Origin of the sequence: Mycobacterium sp. Root135 (assembly GCF_001426545.1) — a bacterium.
Classification (GTDB): Bacteria; Actinomycetota; Actinomycetes; order Mycobacteriales; family Mycobacteriaceae; genus Mycobacterium.
Window position 1 is genome coordinate 45,925 of sequence record NZ_LMEZ01000006.1, and the last position, 21,052, is coordinate 66,976.

The 21,052-nt window shown below is 68.7% G+C and carries 22 protein-coding genes; 9 read left to right on the top strand and 13 right to left on the bottom strand.

Going from position 1 to position 21,052, the window contains the following annotated elements; all coding sequences use genetic code 11:
• Positions 1–23 precede the first annotated feature (23 nt).
• The 3 genes from ASD37_RS16875 to ASD37_RS32715 form a co-directional block, all read left to right on the top strand.
• Positions 24–440 (top strand): F420-dependent biliverdin reductase, encoded by a 417-nt coding sequence (locus tag ASD37_RS16875; protein ID WP_056553646.1) that lies wholly within the window; start codon positions 24–26, stop codon positions 438–440.
• Positions 441–566: 126 nt separating this feature from the next.
• Positions 567–1,235 (top strand): DUF222 domain-containing protein (locus ASD37_RS16880; RefSeq protein WP_235568443.1); only part of this gene is annotated, 669 nt, incomplete at its 3' end.
• Positions 1,236–1,260: 25 nt separating this feature from the next.
• Positions 1,261–1,640, top strand: a 380-nt coding sequence (locus ASD37_RS32715; RefSeq protein ID WP_370073070.1) for a DUF222 domain-containing protein, incomplete at its 3' end; no start/stop codon positions are given.
• Between the two features lie 775 nt (positions 1,641–2,415).
• Here ASD37_RS32715 and ASD37_RS16890 read toward each other — a convergent pair.
• Entirely contained in the window at positions 2,416–3,540 is a 1,125-nt protein-coding gene (locus ASD37_RS16890) for a Xaa-Pro peptidase family protein (RefSeq protein WP_056553658.1), read from the bottom strand.
• 10 nt (positions 3,541–3,550) lie between these two features.
• Positions 3,551–3,946 (bottom strand): VOC family protein, encoded by a 396-nt coding sequence (locus ASD37_RS16895; RefSeq protein WP_056553661.1) that lies wholly within the window; start codon positions 3,944–3,946, stop codon positions 3,551–3,553.
• 33 nt (positions 3,947–3,979) lie between these two features.
• Here ASD37_RS16895 and ASD37_RS16900 point away from each other — a divergent pair, with 33 nt between their 5' ends.
• Entirely contained in the window at positions 3,980–4,939 is a 960-nt protein-coding gene (locus ASD37_RS16900; RefSeq protein WP_056555254.1) for a 5'-3' exonuclease, read from the top strand.
• On the opposite strand, the gene ASD37_RS16905 is transcribed toward ASD37_RS16900, so the two are convergent.
• The 7 genes from ASD37_RS16905 to pafA are packed head-to-tail and all read right to left on the bottom strand — an operon-like array spanning position 4,940 to position 13,134.
• Positions 4,940–5,692 (bottom strand): DUF4333 domain-containing protein, encoded by a 753-nt coding sequence (locus ASD37_RS16905; protein WP_056553664.1) that lies wholly within the window; start codon positions 5,690–5,692, stop codon positions 4,940–4,942.
• 50 nt (positions 5,693–5,742) lie between these two features.
• On the bottom strand, positions 5,743–8,502 hold the full coding sequence (locus ASD37_RS16910) for an RNA helicase (protein ID WP_056553667.1): 2,760 nt from the start codon (positions 8,500–8,502) through the stop codon (positions 5,743–5,745).
• A complete protein-coding gene (gene tatC / locus ASD37_RS16915; protein ID WP_056553670.1) occupies positions 8,486–9,436 on the bottom strand; it encodes a twin-arginine translocase subunit TatC in 951 nt (316 codons plus the stop codon). Before tatC ends, ASD37_RS16910 begins: the two co-directional genes overlap by 17 nt.
• A gap of 60 nt (positions 9,437–9,496) precedes the next feature.
• The gene (gene tatA / locus ASD37_RS16920; protein ID WP_056555257.1) at positions 9,497–9,745 is read right to left on the bottom strand and encodes a Sec-independent protein translocase subunit TatA; all 249 of its coding nucleotides are present in this window, start codon (positions 9,743–9,745) and stop codon (positions 9,497–9,499) included.
• Positions 9,746–9,775: 30 nt separating this feature from the next.
• Positions 9,776–10,753, bottom strand: coding sequence for a YafY family protein (locus ASD37_RS16925; protein WP_056553673.1), 978 nt, complete (start codon positions 10,751–10,753; stop codon positions 9,776–9,778).
• Positions 10,750–11,742, bottom strand: coding sequence for a YafY family protein (locus ASD37_RS16930; protein WP_156720938.1), 993 nt, complete (start codon positions 11,740–11,742; stop codon positions 10,750–10,752). The genes ASD37_RS16925 and ASD37_RS16930 overlap by 4 nt, the downstream gene beginning before the upstream one ends.
• A 33-nt stretch (positions 11,743–11,775) precedes the next feature.
• Positions 11,776–13,134, bottom strand: coding sequence for a Pup--protein ligase (gene pafA / locus ASD37_RS16935; protein WP_156720939.1), 1,359 nt, complete (start codon positions 13,132–13,134; stop codon positions 11,776–11,778).
• Between the two features lie 103 nt (positions 13,135–13,237).
• Between pafA and ASD37_RS16940 the strand changes: the two genes are divergently transcribed.
• From ASD37_RS16940 to ASD37_RS16950, 3 genes are read left to right on the top strand one after another with little or no spacing between them, the layout of a single operon-like run.
• Positions 13,238–13,516: a hypothetical protein gene (locus ASD37_RS16940; RefSeq protein WP_056553682.1), complete on the top strand. Its 279-nt coding sequence runs from the start codon at positions 13,238–13,240 to the stop codon at positions 13,514–13,516.
• Complete coding sequence (locus ASD37_RS16945; protein WP_056553685.1) at positions 13,513–14,982, top strand: alpha/beta hydrolase; 1,470 nt, start codon at positions 13,513–13,515, stop codon at positions 14,980–14,982. The genes ASD37_RS16940 and ASD37_RS16945 overlap by 4 nt, the downstream gene beginning before the upstream one ends.
• Positions 14,983–15,035: 53 nt before the next feature.
• Positions 15,036–15,263 carry a hypothetical protein gene (locus ASD37_RS16950; protein ID WP_056553688.1) on the top strand — a complete coding sequence of 76 codons (228 nt, stop codon included), beginning with the start codon at positions 15,036–15,038 and terminating at the stop codon, positions 15,261–15,263.
• Here ASD37_RS16950 and prcA read toward each other — a convergent pair.
• From prcA to dop, 4 genes are all read right to left on the bottom strand, one after another.
• The gene (gene prcA, locus ASD37_RS16955) at positions 15,260–15,997 is read right to left on the bottom strand and encodes a proteasome subunit alpha (protein ID WP_056553691.1); all 738 of its coding nucleotides are present in this window, start codon (positions 15,995–15,997) and stop codon (positions 15,260–15,262) included. The genes ASD37_RS16950 and prcA overlap by 4 nt on opposite strands.
• The gene (prcB, locus tag ASD37_RS16960; protein WP_235568444.1) at positions 15,994–16,869 is read right to left on the bottom strand and encodes a proteasome subunit beta; all 876 of its coding nucleotides are present in this window, start codon (positions 16,867–16,869) and stop codon (positions 15,994–15,996) included. Before prcB ends, prcA begins: the two co-directional genes overlap by 4 nt.
• The gene (locus ASD37_RS16965) at positions 16,866–17,060 is read right to left on the bottom strand and encodes a ubiquitin-like protein Pup (protein WP_056553697.1); all 195 of its coding nucleotides are present in this window, start codon (positions 17,058–17,060) and stop codon (positions 16,866–16,868) included. The genes prcB and ASD37_RS16965 overlap by 4 nt, the downstream gene beginning before the upstream one ends.
• A gap of 71 nt (positions 17,061–17,131) precedes the next feature.
• Positions 17,132–18,640 (bottom strand): depupylase/deamidase Dop, encoded by a 1,509-nt coding sequence (gene dop, locus ASD37_RS16970; protein WP_056555260.1) that lies wholly within the window; start codon positions 18,638–18,640, stop codon positions 17,132–17,134.
• A 62-nt stretch (positions 18,641–18,702) separates the two neighbouring features.
• Between dop and ASD37_RS16975 the strand changes: the two genes are divergently transcribed.
• Together ASD37_RS16975 and ASD37_RS16980 are read left to right on the top strand one after the other, a co-directional pair.
• Positions 18,703–19,908: a threonine/serine exporter ThrE family protein gene (locus ASD37_RS16975; RefSeq protein ID WP_235568445.1), complete on the top strand. Its 1,206-nt coding sequence runs from the start codon at positions 18,703–18,705 to the stop codon at positions 19,906–19,908.
• Positions 19,874–21,046 (top strand): hypothetical protein, encoded by a 1,173-nt coding sequence (locus tag ASD37_RS16980; protein ID WP_235568446.1) that lies wholly within the window; start codon positions 19,874–19,876, stop codon positions 21,044–21,046. Before ASD37_RS16975 ends, ASD37_RS16980 begins: the two co-directional genes overlap by 35 nt.
• Positions 21,047–21,052: the final 6 nt, after the last annotated feature.

Below are 21,052 nucleotides of genomic sequence, written 5' to 3' on the forward strand. Positions count from 1 at the left end.
GTCCTGCGCTAGGTTGGACACCGATGGCGAAGGCAACTACACGGCTGACCAACGACGCGTTGGCGTTCCTCACCGAACGACACCTCGCCATGCTGACCACACTGCGAGGGGACAATTCGCCGCACGTGGTCGCCGTCGGATTCACGTTCGACCCCAAGACACACGTCGCTCGAGTGATCACCACCGGCGGCTCGCAAAAGGCCGTGAACGCCGACCAGCGCGGGGTCGCCGTGCTCAGCCAGGTGGACGGCGCGCGGTGGCTGTCGCTGGAGGGCAGTTCGACGGTCAGCGCCGAACCCGAGGCCGTTCGGGACGCCGAACTGCGATACGCCCAGCGCTACCGCACGCCGAGGGTCAATCCCCGGCGCGTGGTGATCGAAGTGCGGATCGAGCGAGTGCTCGGGTCGTCGGACCTCCTGGATCGCAGCCAAGACGGCTGATCCTCGCGGATAAGCATGCGGCACTGACATTTCGGTGCCCATGGTCGGACGTAGTGCACAGTCGGCAGTTCATCCACATTCTTGAGGTGGTCGGCTAGTTTCTGCCGCTCTCGTTTCGACTCATTGGTGGCTTCCACGGCCGGTACCTCGGGTGCCAGTGCGGTGGAGTCGTGGCAGCGGGTGGAGTCCGCTGCCTGCGCTCGCCGCGTCGCGGCGATGGCCGCCATGTTCGAGGCGGCCCGCGCGGTAAACGGATCCGATGAGCGGGACCTGTGGTGCACCGACACCTGGGACGCCGTCGCCGCCCACATCGGCGCCGCCCAGCGCATCACCCATGGCGCCGCGTCCAATCAGCTGCTCATCGCCGTTGCGCTGCACGAACGGTTCCCGCTGGTGGCCGCGGTGTTCGCCGAAGGGCTGATCACCTACCAACTGGTCCGGACGGTCGTGCAGCGCGGCGCCCTGGTCGTCGACCCCTCAGCCCTGCACGAACTCGACCGAATGCTGGCCGAGGCGCTGAGCACCCGGGAGCCAATGTCGGTGGGCACTCTTGAGAAGACAGTGGACGCGTTCGTCGCCCAGGTCGACCCGCAGGCTGTGCACCGGACAGAAACCCGCGCGCGTGGCCGCAGCGTCGACGTCGGGGAGGACGACGGCAGCGGGATGGCCACCGTCTACGCGACCTTGTTCGCCACCGATGCCAAGGCCTTCGACGCCCGGTTGAGTGCGGTCGCCGACACCGCGTGCCCGGCCGATCCCCGGACCAAGGACCAACGTCGCGCCGACGCCATCGGANGATGCCAAGGCCTTCGACGCCCGGTTGAGTGCGGTCGCCGACACCGCGTGCCCGGCCGATCCCCGGACCAAGGACCAACGTCGCGCCGACGCCATCGGAGCCATGTCCCACGGCAACGACCGCCTGGCCTGCCTCTGCGACACGGACGACTGCCCGGCCGGCGAGAACCCGCACTCCACCGGGGTGGTGGTCTACGTGATCGCGAGCGCGGACACCGTCCGCGAACCCGAAGCACCCGCCCAACCGCCGCCGCCTGGTGGGCCAGCCAGTCAAGGGCCTGACGATGCTCCCGAAGGCGCAGAAGACGTCGTGCCGGGCAGCGCCGACCGCCCGAGTGACGCTGCGCCACAAGCTGAGTCGCGCGAGGACATCCACACCGACCCCGCCAACGAGCGCACCGCCCTNAGTCGTGCCGGGCAGCGCCGACCGCCCGAGTGACGCTGCGCCACAAGCTGAGTCGCGCGAGGACATCCACACCGACCCCGCCAACGAGCGCACCGCCCTCGACGGCGGACCCCCAGCCATGTTCACCAAGCCGCTGCGCGAACTGACCCTCACCGAAGCCCTCACCCCCACCCCGGGACGCCTCGCCCAGCTGCGGCCCGCCGCCCTGATGGGTGGACAGTTCCTCCCCGGCGCGATCGCCTGCCGCGCCACCATCGGGGCCACCATCACCGCGATCGTGCACCCCGGACAAGCACCGCCCGAACCCCGCTACCGACCCTCCAAGAAGCTGGCCGACTTCGTCCGTTGCCGCGACATGACCTGCCGCTTCCCCGGCTGCAAAGTACCCGCCACCCATACCGACGTCGACCACACGATCCCGTGGCCCTACGGACCCACGGCCGCATCCAACCTGAAATGCCTATGCCGAAGACATCACTTGCTGAAAACGTTCTGGGGCGGCCAAAGTGGTTGGCACGAAGAGCAACTCGACGACGGCACCGTCGTGTGGACCGCACCCGACGGCCGGCAATACATCACCACACCGGGCAGCCGCCTGCTGTTCCCCGAACTCAGCGAGCGCACCGCAACAGTGGTCGCCTCGAAAGTCCCAAGGGCGCACACCGCAGGGCTGACCATGCCGCGGCGCAAGACCACCCGCGCCCAAGACCGCGCCAGACGCGTCCAACGGGAACGCGAACTCAACGGGCTCGAGAAACCACACGGGCCACCCGACTAAACGGGAACCACCACGAGGTCGCGGGGCTGATCGTTGACCGACTGGGCGCCGTCACTGGTGACGATCACGATGTCCTCGATGCGGGCACCCCACGCGCCGGGAAAGTAGATACCCGGCTCGATGCTGAAGGCCATTCCCTCCTCGAGCGGCAGATCGTTGCCGGCCACGATGTAGGGCTCCTCGTGCACGGAGAGGCCTATCCCATGTCCGGTGCGGTGCACAAATGCCTCCGCCAAGCCCTCAGCGGCCAGCACGTCGCGTGCTGCGGCGTCGATCTGCTCGGCGGTGACGCCAGGCCGAACCGCCGCCACGGCCGCCTCCTGCGCCCGCTGAAGAACCGAGTACCGGGCCGCCACGTCGTCGGCAGGCTGCCCGATGCTGTACGTCCGCGTCGAATCCGAGTTGTACCCGGGCTCGTACGGCCCGCCGATGTCGACGACGACCACGTCGCCCTCCTGCAGCACGCGGTCGGAGCACTCGTGATGGGGATCGGCGCCGTTGGGCCCCGACCCGACGATGATGAAGGCCACCTCCGAATGCCCCTCGGCGACAATCGCTTCGGCGATGTCGGCAGCCACGTCGGCCTCGGTGCGGCCGGGCACCAGGAACTCGGGAACGCGCGCGTGCACCCGGTCTATTGCGGCTCCCGCCTTGCGGAGCGCGTCGACCTCCGCGTCGTCCTTGATCATCCGCAGCCGGCGCAACACGTCGGTGGCCAGCACCGGCACCGTCCCGAGCACCGTGGCCAGGGGAAGCAGGTGCAGCGCAGGCATCGCGTCGGTGACTGCGCTGGCGACCGGGCCACCTCCGAACACATCGGCGACGAGGGCGTACGGGTCGTCACCGTCCACCCAATCCCGCACGCGCAGGCCCAGTTCCACCACCGCAGAGTCCTTCAGCGCCGCCAACTCCATCCGCGGAACCACCACGGTCGGCTCACCGTCGACTGGCAGCACCAACGCCGTCAGCCGCTCGAAGGTCTGGGCGCGGGACCCGACGAGGTAGCGCAGGTCGTACCCGGGCGTGATGACCAAACCCGCCAGCCCGGCATCTGCGGCCGCAGCCGTCGCCGCCCGCAAGCGTCCCGCGTACACGTCGGTGCCGAATCTGCCGTTGTCCATGCCGTCGAGGCTAATCGGCCCGCCGATAGGTGGCGACCTCGATCAGGTTGCCGTCGGGGTCGCGGCAGTAGTGCGACGTCATCGGACCGAGCGCACCCGTCTTGGCAACCGGCCCCTCGGTGATCTCCACGCCACAGGACTGCAGATGCTCCCCGACGGCGTCGGCCTCCGCATCGACGACGAAGCACAGGTCCAGGGTGCCGGGAGCATCGACGGCCGCGGTGACCCAGTTCGGCGCGCCGGTGGGTCGGACGTTGAGCTTCTGGTCGCCGAACCGCAGCGCGATACGGCCGTCGCCGAAGACTTCCCGCGCCATCCCGAGCACCCGGACGTACCAGTCGACGGTGCGGTCGGCGTCGACTGTGTTGACGACGACGTGATCGATGCGGTCCACGGACAAGCCCATGGCTCCATCAATACCGCACGCTACTGTCAGTCGATGACCGCACCCGTCCTGCTCCTCGACGGCGCCAGCATGTGGTTCCGCTCGTTCTTCGGGATCCCGTCGTCCATCACCGCGCCCGACGGCCGCCCGGTGAACGCGCTCCGCGGCTTCCTCGACGCCGTCGCAACGCTGGTCACCAACCACCAGCCCTCGCGGTTGGTCGTGTGCCTCGACCTCGACTGGCGCCCGCAGTGGCGGGTCGACCTGATCCCGTCGTACAAGGCGCATCGGGTGGAGGAGGAACGCGCCCCCGGCGAGCCCGACGTCGAGCAGGTGCCCGACGACCTCACACCACAGGTCGACATGATCATGGCGATGCTCGACGCGTTCGGCATCGCCACCGCCGGCGCACCCGGATACGAAGCCGACGACGTACTCGGCACGCTGGCGGCCCGAGAGCGCGTCGACCCCGTCGTCGTCGTCAGCGGTGATCGGGACCTGCTCCAACTCGTCGCCGACGACCCCGTTCAGGTCAGGGTGCTCTACATCGGGCGCGGCTTGGCCAAGGCGACGCTGTTTGGCCCCGGTGAAGTCGCCGAGCAGTACGGGGTGCCACTGGAACGGGCAGGCACCGCCTACGCGGAACTGGCACTGTTGCGCGGCGACCCGTCCGACGGTCTGCCCGGCGTCGGGGGCATCGGCGACAAGACGGCGTCCGCCCTGCTCGCCCAGTACGGCTCACTGGAGCGGATCATGGCGGCCGCCGGCGACCCATCGTCGAAAATGCCTGCCGCACAACGCAAGAAGCTGACCGCTGCGGTCGACTACGTGCCGGCGGCGGAGAAGGTGGTCCGCGTCGCGACGGACGCCGGAGTCAGCCTCTCGCCGGAATCGGACCTGTTGCCCCTAACCGCGCGCGATCCACGCCGGGTGGCGGAGCTCGCCGGCGAGTTCGGCGTCACCTCGTCCGTCGGACGCCTGCAGAAGGCGCTCGACGGACTTCCCTCCAGCTAGCTACCGGGGCCTGCCGACTTCGTAGGTTCCGCTGTTGTCCTGGAACGTCACGGTCACCTGGCGCTTGGTGCCGTCGATGCTGACCTCACAGTCGAAGGTCCCGCCCTTGACGACCTTCGGGTTGGCCCCGTCGTTGCACGTCACATCCTGGACGTTCTTAGCGCCATAGCCGTTCGTCCCGTCACTGAGGATCTGCTGCACACCCGACTGGGCGGCCTTCACGTCGAGGTTGGTCGTCATGAAGAAACCCGGCTTCCAAAAGCCGAGGATGCCCATCACGACGACGATCACGGCCACCAGCCCACCGACCACACCGAGGATGAGGCCCCGCGACTTCTTGGAGCCCTCGTCGGTCGACGAGTACGGCGAGAACTGCTGATTGGGATCGAACTGTCCCGGCTGCTGGCCGTACTGCCCGTACTGCGGCGGCTGACCGTACTGGGGCTGCTGCGGCTGGCCGTACTGGGGCGGCTGCCCGTACTGCGGCTGCTGCGGGTAGGACGACGGGCCGTACGCGGTGGGCTGCTGTCCGTACTGATCGGGCTGCTGATACTGCGGCTGCCCATAGGGGGGCTGCTGATACTGCGGCTGCCCGCCGTATGCCGGCGGCTGCTGGCCGTACGCGGGAGGTTGCTGCCCCCAAGGCGATTGCTCCGGCTGCGGCTGCTCTGGAGCCTGCGGCTGCCACGCGGGATCGGCCGGCTGCTGACCCGCCCACGGCTGGGTGGGATCGGATCCCTGCGGTCCGCTCATCGTCTCTCCTTGGTTCCGTCTACCGTCAAAATCGAAACGTTGGCCACACCCTACCCCGCATCAACAGCCACGACGCCGCGCCGAATCGCGTCGATTGCGCGTTTCGCAGACGTCCGCAACGCCGGCGTGGGGGCGGCATTTCGCACCTGGTCGAGCAGATCGAGGACCTGCCGACACCACCGCACGAAATCGCCTGCCGACAAAGGGGATCCGTTGCCCGAGGCATCGGATGCGGCCAGGGACGCCGACAGGTCGCCCGTGGTCGCCCAGCGGTGGATCGCGGCCACGAAACCGACGTCCGGCTCGCGACTCGCCGGGAGCCGGTGCTGCTGCTCCTCGGCGTGAATCTCCGCCCACGACCGCCGGGTCTGCGACAGCGCCCGGCGCATACCGGGCGTCGCGCCCTCCACGACCGACGACGAACCAGGTGTGTCGCCCCTCGACTCGAACAACACCGCCGACACCACCCCGGCCAACTCGGCGGCGTCGAGACCGTTCCAGGTGCCGCTGCGCAGGCACTCGGCGACCAGCAGATCGCTCTCGCTGTAGATGCGCGCCAACAGACGCCCGTCGTCGGTCACCACCAGATCGCCGTCCGCCGTCTTCTCGACGAAGCCACGGCCGGTGAGCAGCAACACGATTCGATCGAAGGTGCGGGCCAACGAATTGGTCGCGGCGTTGACCTTCTTCTGGATGTCGGCGTTGTCCCTCTCGATGCGCAGAAAGCGTTCGGCTTGCCTGACGCGCTCGTCGCGGTCGGCGAGGTGGTGCGCGGGATGGGCTCGCATCTGATCGCGCAGACCCGCGAGTTCGGGATCCACGTCGTGCTCCCGATCCTGGCCCGGCTGACCACGTTTGGGCCGCCCGGCAGGCACCTTCAGACCGGCAGCCGCCGACCGCAACGCCGACGCGACGTCACGGCGGACCCGCGGTTGCCGGTGTTCCACCCGTTTGGGCAGTGTCATCGATCCCACCCGCAGCGACGACCCGGAGAAGTCCGTCGACGAAATGCGGCCTGCCCAACGATCTTCGGTGAGCACCAGCGGCCTGGGATCGTCACTGTCCCCTGCCGGCTCGAGGACCACCGCGAGCCCGCCTCGCCGGCCCTGCCCGATGGTGATGATGTCACCGCGGCGCAGCGCGACCAGCGCGTCGTTGGCCGCCTGCCTGCGCTGTAACCGGGACGCCCGAGACTGCGTGCGTTCGCGTTCGGCGATCGTCGCGCGCAACCGCGCGTAGTCGAGAATCGGTGCGTCCCGACCGCCGAACTCCGAGGCGATCTCGTCCATCATCTTCTCGCCGCGGGTCACCCCGCGGACCAGACCGACGACGGAGCGGTCGGCTTGGAATTGCGCGAACGATCGCTCCAGCAGTTGATGCGCCTGTTCGGGGCCCATCTGGTTGGTCAGGTTGATCGTCATGTTGTACGACGGCGCGAACGAACTGCGAAGGGGGAACGTACGAGTCGACGCGAGTCCCGCGACGTCGGCGGGTTCGACGTCGGGATGCCACAGCACCACCGCGTGACCCTCGACGTCGATGCCTCGGCGCCCGGCTCGGCCCGTCAGCTGGGTGTACTCCCCCGGCGTCAACGGCGCGTGCTGCTCGCCGTTGAACTTGACCAGCCGCTCGAGCACGACGGTCCGCGCGGGCATGTTGATCCCCAAAGCCAATGTCTCGGTGGCGAAGACGGCCTTCACCAGCCCGGCGGTGAACAGCTCCTCGACCGTATGGCGGAAGACCGGCAGCAGCCCGGCGTGGTGGGCGGCGATGCCGCGCAGCAGGCCCTCACGCCATTCGTAGTAGCCGAGCACCACCAGGTCGGCGTCGTCCAGATCGGCGCATCGTCGGTCGATCACCTCGGCGATGCGGGCCCGTTCCTTCTCGTCGGTCAGCCGCAGCGACGACCGCAGACACTGCTTCACCGCGGCGTCGCAGCCGGCCCGGGAGAACACGAACGTGATGGCGGGCAGCAGGCCCTCTTGGTCGAGGACGCCGATCACGTCGGGCCGCGACGGCGGCCGATAGATGGTGGGGCGGCCGCCCCGGTTCCCCGGTCGGCCTCGGCCGCGCGGTTGCCAATCCGACAACCGGTCGGCCTCGCGCCGGTGCGAGATGTGGCGGATCAATTCGGGGTCTACCAGGCTTCGATCGCCGGTGGCCTCGGAGCCCTCGAACAGGTCGAACACCCGTTTGCCGACCATCATGTGCTGCCACAGCGGAACGGGGCGGTGCTCGTCGACGACGACGGTGGTGTCGCCGCGGACGGTCTGGATCCAGCCGCCGAACTCCTCGGCGTTGCTCACCGTCGCCGAAAGGCTGACCAGCCGCACGTCCTCGGAGAGGTGCAGGATGACCTCCTCCCAGACGGCGCCGCGCATCCGGTCGGCCAGAAAGTGCACCTCGTCCATCACGACGTGGGAAAGACCGTGCAGCGCATCGGAGTTCGCGTACAGCATGTTCCGAAGGACTTCGGTGGTCATGACGACCACCGGGGCGTCCCCGTTGAGGTTCTGGTCACCGGTCAGCAGCCCGATGCGCTCGGCGCCGTAACGCTGCACCAAATCGTTGTGCTTCTGGTTGCTCAGCGCCTTGATCGGGGTGGTGTAGAAGCACTTTCGGCCCGCGGCGAGCGCAAGGTGCACCGCGAACTCACCGACCACGGTCTTGCCGGCGCCGGTCGGTGCGCACACCAGGACGCCGTGGCCGTTCTCTAGGGCCTTGCACGCGCGGATCTGGAAGTCGTCGAGGGTGAACGGCAGCCCCGCGGTGAAGTCGTCGAGCTGGGACAGCTCAGGTGGCTTGGTCATCGATGCCCAGCCGGGACGGGGTCGGCACGGCGCTGGGAACCTCGACGGGTTCGACGCTGCCGATCGGAGCCGCCTGGTCGTCGGGGACGTCCTCGAGCGCCGCCCGGCGAGCCTTGCGGCCGTCGTTGAAGCGGGCCACCTGGATGGCCACTTCGAGCAGCAGCGACAGCGCGCAGGCCAACGCCAGCATCGAGAACGGATCCGAGCCCGGCGTCGCGAACGCGGCGAAGACGAACATGCCGAAGATCAGCCCGCGGCGCCAGGCCTTCAGCCGCTCGTAGGGCAGCATCCCGACCAGGTTCAGCATGATGATCAGCAGGGGGAATTCGAAGCTGATGCCGAACACCAACAGCAGGTTGATCAGGAAACTGAAGTACTGGTCACCCGAGAGGGCGGTGATCTGCACGTCGCTGCCGACGGTCAACAGGAAGCTCAACGCCTGGGACAGGACCACGTAGGCGAGCACCGCGCCGCCGATGAACAGCAGCGCCCCAAACCCGACGAACACCGAGGCGAACCGGCGTTCCTTCTGGTACAGCCCAGGGGTGATGAAGGCCCACAACTGTTGGAGCCACACCGGACACGCCAAGACGACGCCCGCGGTCAGCGCGACCTTGAAGCGCAGCATGAACTGGTCGAAGGGCGCGGTGGCGAGCAACCGGCACTCCCCGTCGGGGGCGATGTCGGCCCGCGACGACGCCGGGAGTGAGCAGTAGGGCGCGCGGAGCCAGTCACCGAGACTCGGCAACCCGAAGAAGCCGTGGCTGTACCAGACGAAGCCGAAGATCGTCGTCAGCAGAATCGCCGCCACCGCGATGAGGACGCGGTTGCGAAGCTCGTGCAGATGGTCGACCAGCGACATGGTGCCGTCGGGATTGGCCTGCGATCGCCGACGTCGCGGATCGAGCCGCTTGAAGATTTCAGGGATGCGCACGGGTTGTCTAGACGCCAATCAGCCGCGCAGCCTCACGGCGCGCTGGTGGGAAGGTTGCGATCAGGCCGGTCGTTGCTCGGGAGACTGCACGGGTGCCTGCTCCGGCTGGACCCGCTCCGAGGTGATGGGCGACGGCGCCGGATGCGGCGTCTCGTCCTTCCCGTCGGACTGCATTTCCTTGATCTCGGACTTGAAGATTCGCATCGACTTGCCCAGCGAGCGGGCAGCGTCGGGAAGCTTCTTGGCTCCGAACAGCAAGACGAACACCGCGATGACGATCAACCAGTGCCACGGCTGTAGACCACCCAATTTGGACACCTCCAAGTGTTGTGGACGAGTCTACCCGTCCTCTGCGACGCCCACGGATCCGTAGGCCTCGAGTGCGGCGACGGCGGCTTCGCGAACGCGGTCGGCCAACGCCTGCGGTTCCAGTATGCGCACCGCCGAGCCGAAGCCGAGGACGAAGCGCACCATCCATCCCTCGGAGGCGTACGTCATCGCCGCTTCCGCCGCTCCGTCGGCGTGCTCCCGCACCACCCGCAGCGGGTAGTAGTCGAACATCCAGGCGGCCGACCGGTCGATCAGCAGCGTTGCCGCAGGCAGAGACGGATCCGCGTCGAAGAGCGAGGTGTCGGGGCGGGCGGCCACGGCGGGCTCCGGTGGAGCGGACTTCTCGTCGAGCACCCGTGCGTCGACGATGCGGTCGAACCGGAAGAGCCGGACGCCTTCGGCGGTGCGGCACCACGCCTCGAGGTAGGTGTGGTCGGCGACCAGCACCACGCGAATCGGGTCGACGACACGGCTCGACAGCGCGTCGTGGCTTGCCGAGTAGTAGTCGATCGACAGGGCACGGCCGTCCCGCACCGCACCGCGCACTGCCGCTGCGATCCCACTCTCGATGGGGGCGGGCTCGTCGACCGCGGCTCCCTCACGGGCACCGGTGGCGGTCCCGGCCGCGGACTCGATCTTCGCGATCGCGCTGCGCGCAGCCTCCGGGTCGACGATGCCGGGCACCTCGAGCAGAGCGCGCAGCGCCACCAGGATGCCGGTCGCCTCGGGCGAAGTCAGCCGCAGCGGGTGATCCATCCCCGCCGAGAACGTGACGTCGATCGTGTCACCCGAGAACTCGAAGTCGATGAGATCGCCAGGGCCGTAACCGGGAAGGCCACACATCCACAGCTGGTCGAGGTCCTGCGTCAGCTGCGATTCGGTGACCCCGAGTTCGGCGGCCGCCTCGGACCGCGTGATCCTCGGGTTGGCCTGGAAGTACGGGACCATGTTCAGCAGCCGAACCAGCCGCGTCGAGACGCTACTCATGCCCCCACCCCCGCACTGGCGCGAAGCCGCTCGACGACGTTCTCCCGCAGCGACACCGGGTCCAGGACGACGGCGTCCGCACCGCAGCTGGCGACGTCGCGCGCCAGTTGATCCTCGCGGCCGACGTCGAGTGCGATCTCGTCACCCGCGCGTCCCGCCAACGCCCGCGGCGTCGTGGCGACCGCCTGGCGACGCAACGCCGTGCCGCGGCCCTCGGCCACCCACACCCGGGCCTGCGCACTCGGCGGCGCGTCGGCCACCGCGAGATGCACGATGTGGCGCAGGTCGACGCCGTCCGGACGGTGCACCGCATCCCGCGGTCCGATCGCCGTCACGTCGGCGTCGATGCGCGACAACCGGAACGTTCGGGTGGCTTGCCGGGTGCGGTCGTGGCCCACCAGGTACCAGCGTCCGCGATAGGTGACGACACCCCACGGCTCGACGGTGCGTTCGGTGTACGGCTCGCTGCGCGACGACCGGTGCTTGAACTGGACCGCCTGCCCAGAGTCGATCGCCGCCAACAGGATTCCCAGCACGTCCTCCGACCCCCGCAGGCCGGGCAGTGCGGCGGTGGTGGTGATGGCGACCGCAGACTCCGGCGCGTCGACGTCCACGCCGGCCGCCCGCAACTTCAGCAGCGCGCCCTGGGTCGCCGTCACCATCTCCGGCGATTCCCACAGCTGGGTCGCCATCGCGACCGCCGCCGCTTCGTCCGCGGTCAGCTCGACGGGAGCCAGCGCGTAGGCCTCCCGGTTGATCCGGTAGCCCTCCGTGGGGTCGAGTGACGACACCCGTCCCGTCTCCAACGGGATGCCGAGGTCGCGCAATTCGTTCTTGTCCCGCTCGAACATTCGTGAGAACGCCTCGTCGCTGGGGCTGTCCGCGTAGCCGGACACGGTCTCTCGAATGCGCTCCGCGGTGATGAACGAGCGGGTCGACAGCAACGCGATGACGAGGTTCATCAAGCGCTCGACTTTGGAGATCCCCACCCAGCGAGCTTAAGGCGTGCCGCGGGGCGCCACTTACATCGACGCGATGAGGCGTTTCACGCGTTCGTCGACCGAGCGGAACGGGTCCTTGCACAGCACCGTGCGCTGGGCCTGGTCGTTGAGCTTGAGGTGAACCCAGTCGACGGTGAAGTCCCTGCCCGCGGCCTGGGCGGCGGTGATGAACTCGCCTCGCAGCTTGGCGCGGGTGGTCTGCGGCGGTTCGTTGACCGCCGCGTCGATGTCCTCGTCGGTGGTGATGCGGGCGGCCAGCCCCTTGCGCTGCAGCACGTCGAACACGCCGCGGCCGCGCTTGATGTCGTGATAGGCCAGGTCGAGCTGCGCGATCTTGGGATCGGACAACTCCATGTCGTACCGATCCTGGTAGCGCTCGAACAGCTTCTTCTTGATCACCCAATCGATCTCGGTGTCGACCTTGGCGAAGTCTTGGCTCTCGACGGCGTCGAGCTGACGCCCCCACAGGTCGACCACCTGCGAGATCTGGGCGTTGGGCTCACGGGTCTGGAGGTGTTCGACCGCGCGGCTGTAGTACTCGCGCTGGATGTCGAGCGCGCTGGCCTGCCTGCCGCCGGCCAACCGCACGGGGCGGCGCCCGGTCAGGTCGTGACTGACCTCGCGGATCGCGCGAATCGGATTGTCCAGCGAGAAGTCCCGGAACGGGACGCCCGCCTCGATCATCTCGAGGACCAGCGCGGCGGTGCCCACCTTGAGCATCGTGCTGGCCTCGCACATGTTCGAGTCGCCGACGATGACGTGCAGCCGGCGGTACTTCTCGGCGTCGGCGTGCGGCTCGTCGCGGGTGTTGATGATGGGTCTGCTGCGGGTGGTCGCGCTCGACACGCCCTCCCAGATGTGCTCTGCGCGCTGGCTAAGGCAGAACGCTGCGGCCTTCGGCGTCTGCAGCACTTTGCCTGCGCCGCAGATCAATTGGCGCGTGACGAGGAACGGCAGCAGAACGTCGGAGATCCTGGAGAACTCCCCCGCTCGGACGATGAGGTAGTTCTCGTGGCACCCGTAGGAGTTGCCCGCCGAGTCGGTGTTGTTCTTGAACAGGTAGATGTCGCCGCCGATGCCCTCGTCGGCGAGGCGCTGTTCGGCGTCGACCAGAAGGTCCTCCAACACGCGCTCGCCCGCGCGGTCGTGGGTGACGAGCTGAATCAGGCTGTCGCACTCGGCCGTCGCGTATTCGGGGTGTGACCCCACGTCGAGGTAGAGACGCGCCCCGTTGCGGAGGAACACGTTGGAGCTACGCCCCCACGACACCACGCGCCGGAAGAGGTAGCGGGCAACTTCGTCGGGAGACAGCCTTCGGTGACCGTGAAAAGTGCACGTCACACCGAATTCGGTCTCAATGCCCATGATTCGCCGCTGCACATGGACGAGCTTACGGGTTGCCGGTGCGCCGTGTGGTGACCGCCACTCGTCGCGCCTGTGGATGAATTGAGCGAGGTGTCGCCAAGACCTGCCATCGTCGGGCATGGGCGAAGTCGGGATGAACGCGGCGGAGGTGCGCGCGTTGGCGCAGCGGGTTCGGGACGGAGCCGATGCGCTCGACGACATCGGGTGGCCCGCCGACACCGCGGAGGACCTGGCCGGATCGGCGATCGCGGCCACGGTGGCGACCACCGGTCTCGAGGACCGGGTCGCGGACGTGGCCGCGGCCATGCGGGCGTGGGCCGAGGCCACCTCGTCGGCGACGGCGGGTCTTCAGCACGCCGACGAGCGCCACGCCGGACGACTGCAGGCACCGCGGTGAGCGCGCCGACGCTCGGCCAGGCCGCCGCCTGGCGTCCCAACGCGCTGCGCCGACTGGCCGACGCGTGGGACGACGCCGCCCGCGTCGTCCACCTCGGTGCCTCGATCGCGGCCCGGTCGTCCGTGCCGTGGGCGGGCGTCAGCGGTGACGCAGCAGCCCGGCAGGCGGCCATCGTTGCCGCCGACGGTGACGCGGTGGCCCGCGCACTGGTCCTGGCAGCCGTCGCCGCGAGGGATGGCGCCGACCAGATCGCCGCCGCGCAGGCCGAGGTCGCGGCGCGGGTCGACGCGGCACGCGACGAGGGGTTCGTGGTGCGGGACGACGGGTCGGTGGTCCCGGCCGCGGAGCCGCCGGACCTGCTCGTGCTCCTGTGTGGCGGCGACGCGGCCGTGGTCGACCGGATACTCGCCGACCGTGGCGTCGAACTGTCGCAACGGATCGCCGAGGCGTTGGACGCGCTCGGGGCCGCCGACGACGACGCCGCCCGCGACCTCCGCGACGCCCTGGCCGCCATGGACCACCCGGTTGACCCGTCACTCGGCAACTCCGACGCGGCGGCCTGGGACGTGCGGATCGCCGCCAATCGCACCGCCGTCGCCCAGGCGGTGGTCGAGGGACTCGGCGACCGAGCCGCCGCCGACCGCGGCACCTTCTACCGTGGCCTGCTCGGTGAGATCGACGACCCCACCGGCGGTGCGGACCGCGTCGACCGCAAGATCCTGGCGTTCGACCCCACCCGCGACACCCTGGTCGAACTCAACGGCGACCTGACCCGCGCGACCAGCGTCGCGGTGTTGGTGCCCGGCATGAACACCACCGTCGCGGGCTCGGCAGGCGTCACCAGGTCCGCGCGCCAGTTCGTGTCGGCGACGCGGGGCGAGGTCGCCGCGATCACCTACCTCGGCGGGCCCTTCCCGGCCGACGACACCGCGGTCGGCGCCCTAGTCGAGGCGGCGAGCCCACGCTTCGCGATCGACATGGCCCCGCGGTTGGCCTCGTTCAGCCGCGCCGTCGACGCCGCCGTGGACTCCGCCGCGGCCGGACGGGGACTCGGCATTCCGGTGACCTACGTCGGGCACTCGTACGGCGGCGCGATCCTCGGCACGGCAGAGGCATTGGGGCTGACAGCCGACCGCACGCTGTACGCCGCGGCGGCGGGCGCGGGCTTCGGCGTCGACGACCCCGGCGACTGGCACAACCGCAATCCCCACGTCCTGCGGTTCTCGATGACGGCGCCGGGAGACCCCATTCAGCTGGTCCAAGGCATCGCCGGTGGATCCCACGGCGCCGACCCCGACGAGATGCCCGGCGTCATCCACTTGGCCACCGGTCGTTACGACGACGGGCGACTGATGGCCGGTCCCAGCGCCCACACCGACGTCCTCGCCGCCGTGGGTTCCGACGCGTGGCGCAACGTGCTGGCGGTCATCACCGGGGACCGCCCGCACATCGTGTTGGCCGGCTGACCGCTACGGTGGGGCGAAATGTCGTCGTATGTCGTAGTGAAGAGGAGAAACTGATGGGCTTCAACCCCAGGGACGCAATCGAGTCGGTCAAGGACATCGCGACCAACGCCGTCGAGCGGTCCGCCGACATCGTCGACAGCGCGGGACACATCCTCAAGGGTGACGTCACCGCCGGGGTCGAGGGCATCGTCTCGAGTTCGATGGACATCGCCACCCACTCGGTCCACAAGATCAAGGAGATCGCCACCGGCAGGGGTGACGATCTCGACGAGATCGTCTAGGAACCCGCTTCGGCCTGCTCCTCCGGGAGCAGCGCCTCGAGCGCCGAACCCGTGATGCGACGGAACGCGCGCCGAGGGCGGTTCACGTCCAAGACCGCGATCTCCAACGTCGCCGGGCCCAGTGTGCGGGGCTCGGCGCCGTTACCGGTGGCCGCCGCGATGCCCGACTTCAGCGCGTCGACGGCAATCTTCACCGCCTCCTCCAAGCTCGCGTTCTCGGTGAAGGACTCGTTGAGCGCCGTGATGATCGGCTCGGTGGTGCCACCCATCACGACGAAGTGTGGCTCGTCGGCGATGGATCCGTCGTAGGTGATGCGGTACAGCTCAGGCGATTTCGTCTCGCCGTGGTGCGCGACCTCGGCCACGCACAGCTCGACCTCGAAGGGCTTGGCCTGCTCGGTGAAGATCGTGCCGAGCGCCTGGGCGTACACGTTCGCGAGCTGACGGCCCGTGACGTCGCGCCGGTCGTAGGCGTAACCGCGGGTGTCGGCGAACTGGATTCCTGCGACCCGCAGCTTGTCGAACTCGTTGAACCGGCCGACCGCGGCAAAACCGACCCGGTCGTACAGCTCCGACACCTTCTGCAGGGAGCGCGACGGGTTCTCCGCGACGAACAGCACCCCGCCCGCATAGGCAAGGACGATGACACTGCGGCCGCGGGAGATGCCCTTGCGCGCGAGCTCGGAGCGCTCACGCATCGCCTGCTCTGGCGAGATGAAGTACGGAAAGCTCACAGCTCTACCGTCCCCTCATCGATGCCGAAAGACTCGTCACGGGAACGCCTTTCGATGACTTCACGGGCGAGGGCGGCAATACGGTCCCTGGTGACCTCCACCGCTCCGTTGGCGTCGATGACCACTGCGGTCGGGTAGATGCCGCGCGCCAGGTCGGGGCCACCGGTCGCGGAGTCGTCGTCGGCCGCGTCGTAGAGCGCCTCGACGGCCGCCGACAACGCGGAGTCGGCGTCGGTCACCCGCGAGTACAACTTCTTGATCGACGACTTCGCGAAGATCGAGCCCGAGCCCACCGACTGGTAGCCCTCGAGTTCGACGTTCCAGCCGCCGGCCGCGTCGAACGACACGATGCGTCCGGCTCCGTCGGGGTTGGGATCGTCGAGGTCGTAACCCACCAACAGGGGCAGTGCCACGAAACCCTGCAGGGCGGCACCAAGATTGCCGCGCACCATGATCGACAGTCGATTCACCTTGCCCGCGAAGGTCAGTGCAACGCCCTCGACCTTTTCGTAGTGCTCGAGCTCGACGGCGTACAGCCGGGCGAACTCGACGGCGATGGCCGCGGTGCCCGCGATGCCGGTCGCGGTGTAGTCGTCGGTGACGTGAATCTTCTGGACGTCGCGCCCGGCGATGATGTTGCCCTGCGTCGAGCGGCGGTCGCCCGCGATCAGCACGCCACCGGGGAACTTGATGGCCACGATCGTGGTGCCGTGCGGAAGCGCGTCACTCACCGTCAGGTCGCCAGCCGACCGACCCGCGGGGAGCAGATGCGGGGAGTTCCGGCGCAACAGCTCGAAGAACGACGACGTGTCCATCGAGGTTCCGAGACTGAGGGGGAAGGAAGACGGCCGATCGTTATGCGGCCAGGTCACTGTCCGCCCTTTTGGACATACGCCCGCACGAAGTCCTCCGCGTTCTCTTCGAGCACGTCGTCGATCTCGTCGAGCAGATCGTCGGTCTCGTCGGTGAGCTTTTCGCGACGCTCCTGGCCGGCCGCAGTGCTGCCGGTGGGGTCGTCGTCATCGCCGCCGCCACCACCACGCTTGGTCTGCTCCTGAGCCATCGCTGCCTCCTGCTCGTGTTAAGCCCTGCTAGTTACTTCACCCTACCGGTCGACTCCCAGAATGCCGGTCGTCAGGTGGTCAGCTGGGCGACGAGTTCCGCTGCGCTGTCCACCGAGTCGAGCAACGCTCCGACGTGGGCTTTGCTTCCGCGCAACGGCTCCAGCGTCGGAATTCGCACCAGCGAGTCTCCGCCGAGGTCGAAGATCACCGAATCCCAGCTGGCAGCGGCGATGTCTGCGCCGAACCGACGAAGGCATTCGCCGCGGAAGTAGGCGCGCGTGTCGGTCGGCGGATTGTGCACCGCGTCGAGCACCTGTTGCTCGGTGACGAGGCGCTTCATCGACCCGCGTGCCACCAACCGGTTGTAGAGACCCTTGTCGAGGCGGACGTCGGAGTACTGGAGGTCCACCAGGTGCAGTCGCGGCGCGGACCAACCGAGGTTCTCGCGCTGCCGGAAGCCTTCGAGGAGCCGCAGTTTGGCCGGCCAGTCGAGAATCTCCGCGCACTCCATCGGGTCGCGCTCCAGCAGGTCCAGCACCGTCGCCCAGGTTTCGAGCACCTTCGTCGCGGACGGATCGGGATCCCGCGCGTCGACGAGCTTGGCCACCCGGTCGAGGTAAATCCGTTGCAGCGCAAGGGCAGTCAACTCGCGGCCGTCGGAAAGGGCGATGGTGGCCCGAAGCGACGGATCGCGGCTCACGACGTGCACGGCGTGCACGGGGCGCGCAAGGGCGAGATCGGAGAGGTCGAGCCCGTGTGCCGGGCCTTCCTCGATGAGGTCGAGCACCAGCGAGGTGGTGCCGACCTTCAGATAGGTCGACGTCTCGGCAAGGTTGGCGTCACCGATGATGACGTGAAGGCGGCGGTACTTGTCGGCGTCGGCGTGCGGCTCGTCGCGGGTGTTGATGATGCCGCGCTTGAGCGTCGTCTCGAGGCCGACCTCCACCTCGATGTAGTCGGCGCGCTGCGTCAGCTGGAAGCCGGGTTCGTCACCGGCAGGACCGATGCCGACGCGACCGGAGCCCGTGACGACCTGGCGCGACACCAGGAACGGCGTCAGGCCGGCGATCACCGCGGAGAACGGCGTCTGACGACTCATCAGATAGTTCTCGTGGGTGCCGTAGGACGCGCCCTTGCCGTCCACGTTGTTCTTGTAGAGCTGCAGCTTGGCTGCGCCGGGCACGCTGGCGACGTGCCGCGCGGCCGCCTCCATCACCCGCTCCCCCGCCTTGTCCCAGATGACCGCGTCCAGCGGATCGGTCACCTCGGGGGCGGAGTACTCGGGGTGGGCGTGGTCGACGTAGAGCCTGGCCCCGTTGGTCAAGATCATGTTCGCGGCGCCGACCTCGTCGGCGTCCACGATCGGGGGCGGCCCGCTCGCCCGGCTCAGGTCGAAGCCGCGCGCGTCACGCAGCGGCGATTCGACCTCGTAGTCCCACCGCGTCCGCTTCGCCCGTTGGATGCCGGCGGCGGCCGCGTAGGCGAGCACCGCCTGCGTCGACGTCAGAATCGGATTGGCGGTCGGATCGGACGGCGATGAGATGCCGTATTCGACCTCGGTACCGATGATCCGTTGCATGCACTCAGCGTAGGGGAAGGCCCATGGTTGCGAGCCGGGCACCCGAGTTGGTCAACTAACCCGTGCCCCCCGAGCCCGACGACGCCGCAGCGATGCAGTTCGTCGCCGCCCTTGGCGCCGCCATGGCGGCGGCGAACTATCCGGTGACGATGGTGCGCAACACCATGGTTGCGACGTCACGGGCATACGACCTGGAGACCCAGTACCTGGCGCTGCCCAACTACGTTCAGGTCGGCACGTCCAGCGGCGGCGGTCGGCTCTTCATCGCTCACCCCGACGAGGACTTGCGGTTCGACCAGACGTTCCCACTGGCCACACTCATCGCGCAGGCCGAGTCGGGAGCGGTCACCCCCGCCGAGGGCCAGGCCGAGCTGACGCGAATCTGGCAGATGCCCAACCGATTTCCGGCGTGGGTCGGCGTCATCGGTTACACGATGCAGAGCGCCGGGTTGTCCCTGATCCTGCAGCCCGCCCCGCTGACGCTCCTGATGGCGGTGGTGCTGGGCGCCATGGTCGGGGTGATGTGCGAGCTGGCCCGCCGCAACGACGCAGTACAGCAACTGCTTCCGACCCTGTGCGCGTTCACCGTGTCACTGGTCGCCTTCACTGCCGCCGACCGACTGCACATCGCCGACGCCAGCCTGCGGGCGTTGGCGCCGCCGCTGGCGACCTTCCTTCCCGGCGCGGCGATCACCCTCGCCGTCGCCGAATTGTCCTCGCGGCAGCTGGTTTCCGGCGCCAGTCGGCTGGTCGCCGGGTTGATGCGGATGGCGCAGTTGGCATTCGGGATTCTGGTCGCCGCCCAGGTCGCAGGCATCTCCGATTCGCACCTGAGCGTCGCGCACGTCGACCGACTCGGCCCGTGGGCACCGTGGCTGGGCATCGCGTTGTACGGGGTGGGCGCCATGCTGTCGTTCGGTTCCCCGACGCGGTTCCTGCCCTGGATGCTGGCCATGCTGACGATCGCCTACGTCGGCCAGCTTGCGGGCAACGCCGTATTGGGCACGTACGCCGCGGGTTTCGGCGGCGGATTCGCCCTCACCGTGTGCGCACTCGCGGTGGCGCGCCGACCGGGGTCCCCCGCCGCGATCTCGTTGATTCTGCCGGGCTTCTGGCTCTTGGTGCCCGGATCCCTGGGGCTGATGGGGGTGACCGAGGTGCTTGGCACCGACAGCACGACGGTGTTCACGGGGACGTTGATCTCCATGATCTCGATCGCGCTCGGCGTTCAGAGTGGACTGCTGGTCTGGCGGGCTCGCCGTGGGTGAGGCCGCCGACCGCGTCGCGGCCGAATCCTGGTTCCTGCAGCGCGGTCTGCCATCCGTCCTGACCAGGCGAGCACGGTGGCGCCGATTGTGGCCACGGTCGGCCCCGGCGCTCGCCGCGTACGCCACGGTGCTCGCGTGCCTCGCGCTCGTCGACGTCACCGACGGCGGCCAGGTCGTCGACGTCGACGACAACCCAACTCCCGCGGAAGTCCTCATCCTCGTCGTGTTGGCGGCGATGCTCCCCCTCGCCGTCCTGGTCAGCTGGCTGGTGTCCCGGGTCGACGGCTCGCGAGGGCGCCGCGGCGCGGCGACGGCGTCGGTCGTCGTGGCGGTCGGATGCGCGCTGGTCAACCACTCGTGGGCCGATCGGTTCGCCGACGTCGTCACGATCGCCCAGATCACGGTGCTGATCCTGGTGCTGAACGGCCTCGGAGTGGGATCGGTGCTCGGTTGGGCCGTCCGCCTCACGGTGTCCCACCTGGCCAGCGCCGGCGCCCTCGTCACCAGGGCGCTGCCCGTCGTCCTGCTGACCGTGCTGGTCTTCTTCAACGGATTCGTCTGGTCGATGGCCAACAAGATCGGCCGCGACCGCATGTGGTTGGTCGTCGGGTTCATGGTCGTCATCGCCATCGCGTTCCTCTGCAGCGGTGTCGTGGAGAGAACACGACCGGTGCTCGGGGACGGGAGCACCCGCGAATCCGACACCCCTCGACTGGCCAAGACCCCGTTCGCCTCGATGCCCGACCCGGTCCGCGGTGACCGGCTTCGGCCGACGGAACGGGCCAACGTCGTCTTCGTCGTGATTGCCTCGCAAATCACCCAGATCGCCATGGTCGCGATCGTCACCGCGGCCATCTTCTTCGTCATGGGTCTGCTGGTGCTCAGCCCCGCCGTCCTGGCGGCATGGACCACCAACGGGTCCGACCAGGGCACCTGGTTCGGCATGACACTGCCGGTGCCACAGCCCCTGATCCACGTCACGATGTTCCTCGGCGCGCTGACGTTCATGTACGTCAGCGCACGATCGGTCGGCGACGGCGAATACCGCAAGCAGTTCCTCGACCCCTTGGTCGACGACCTGCGGCTGAATCTGGTGGCGCGCAACCGCTACCGGGCCTACGTTCGGGAAGGTCGATGAACGACA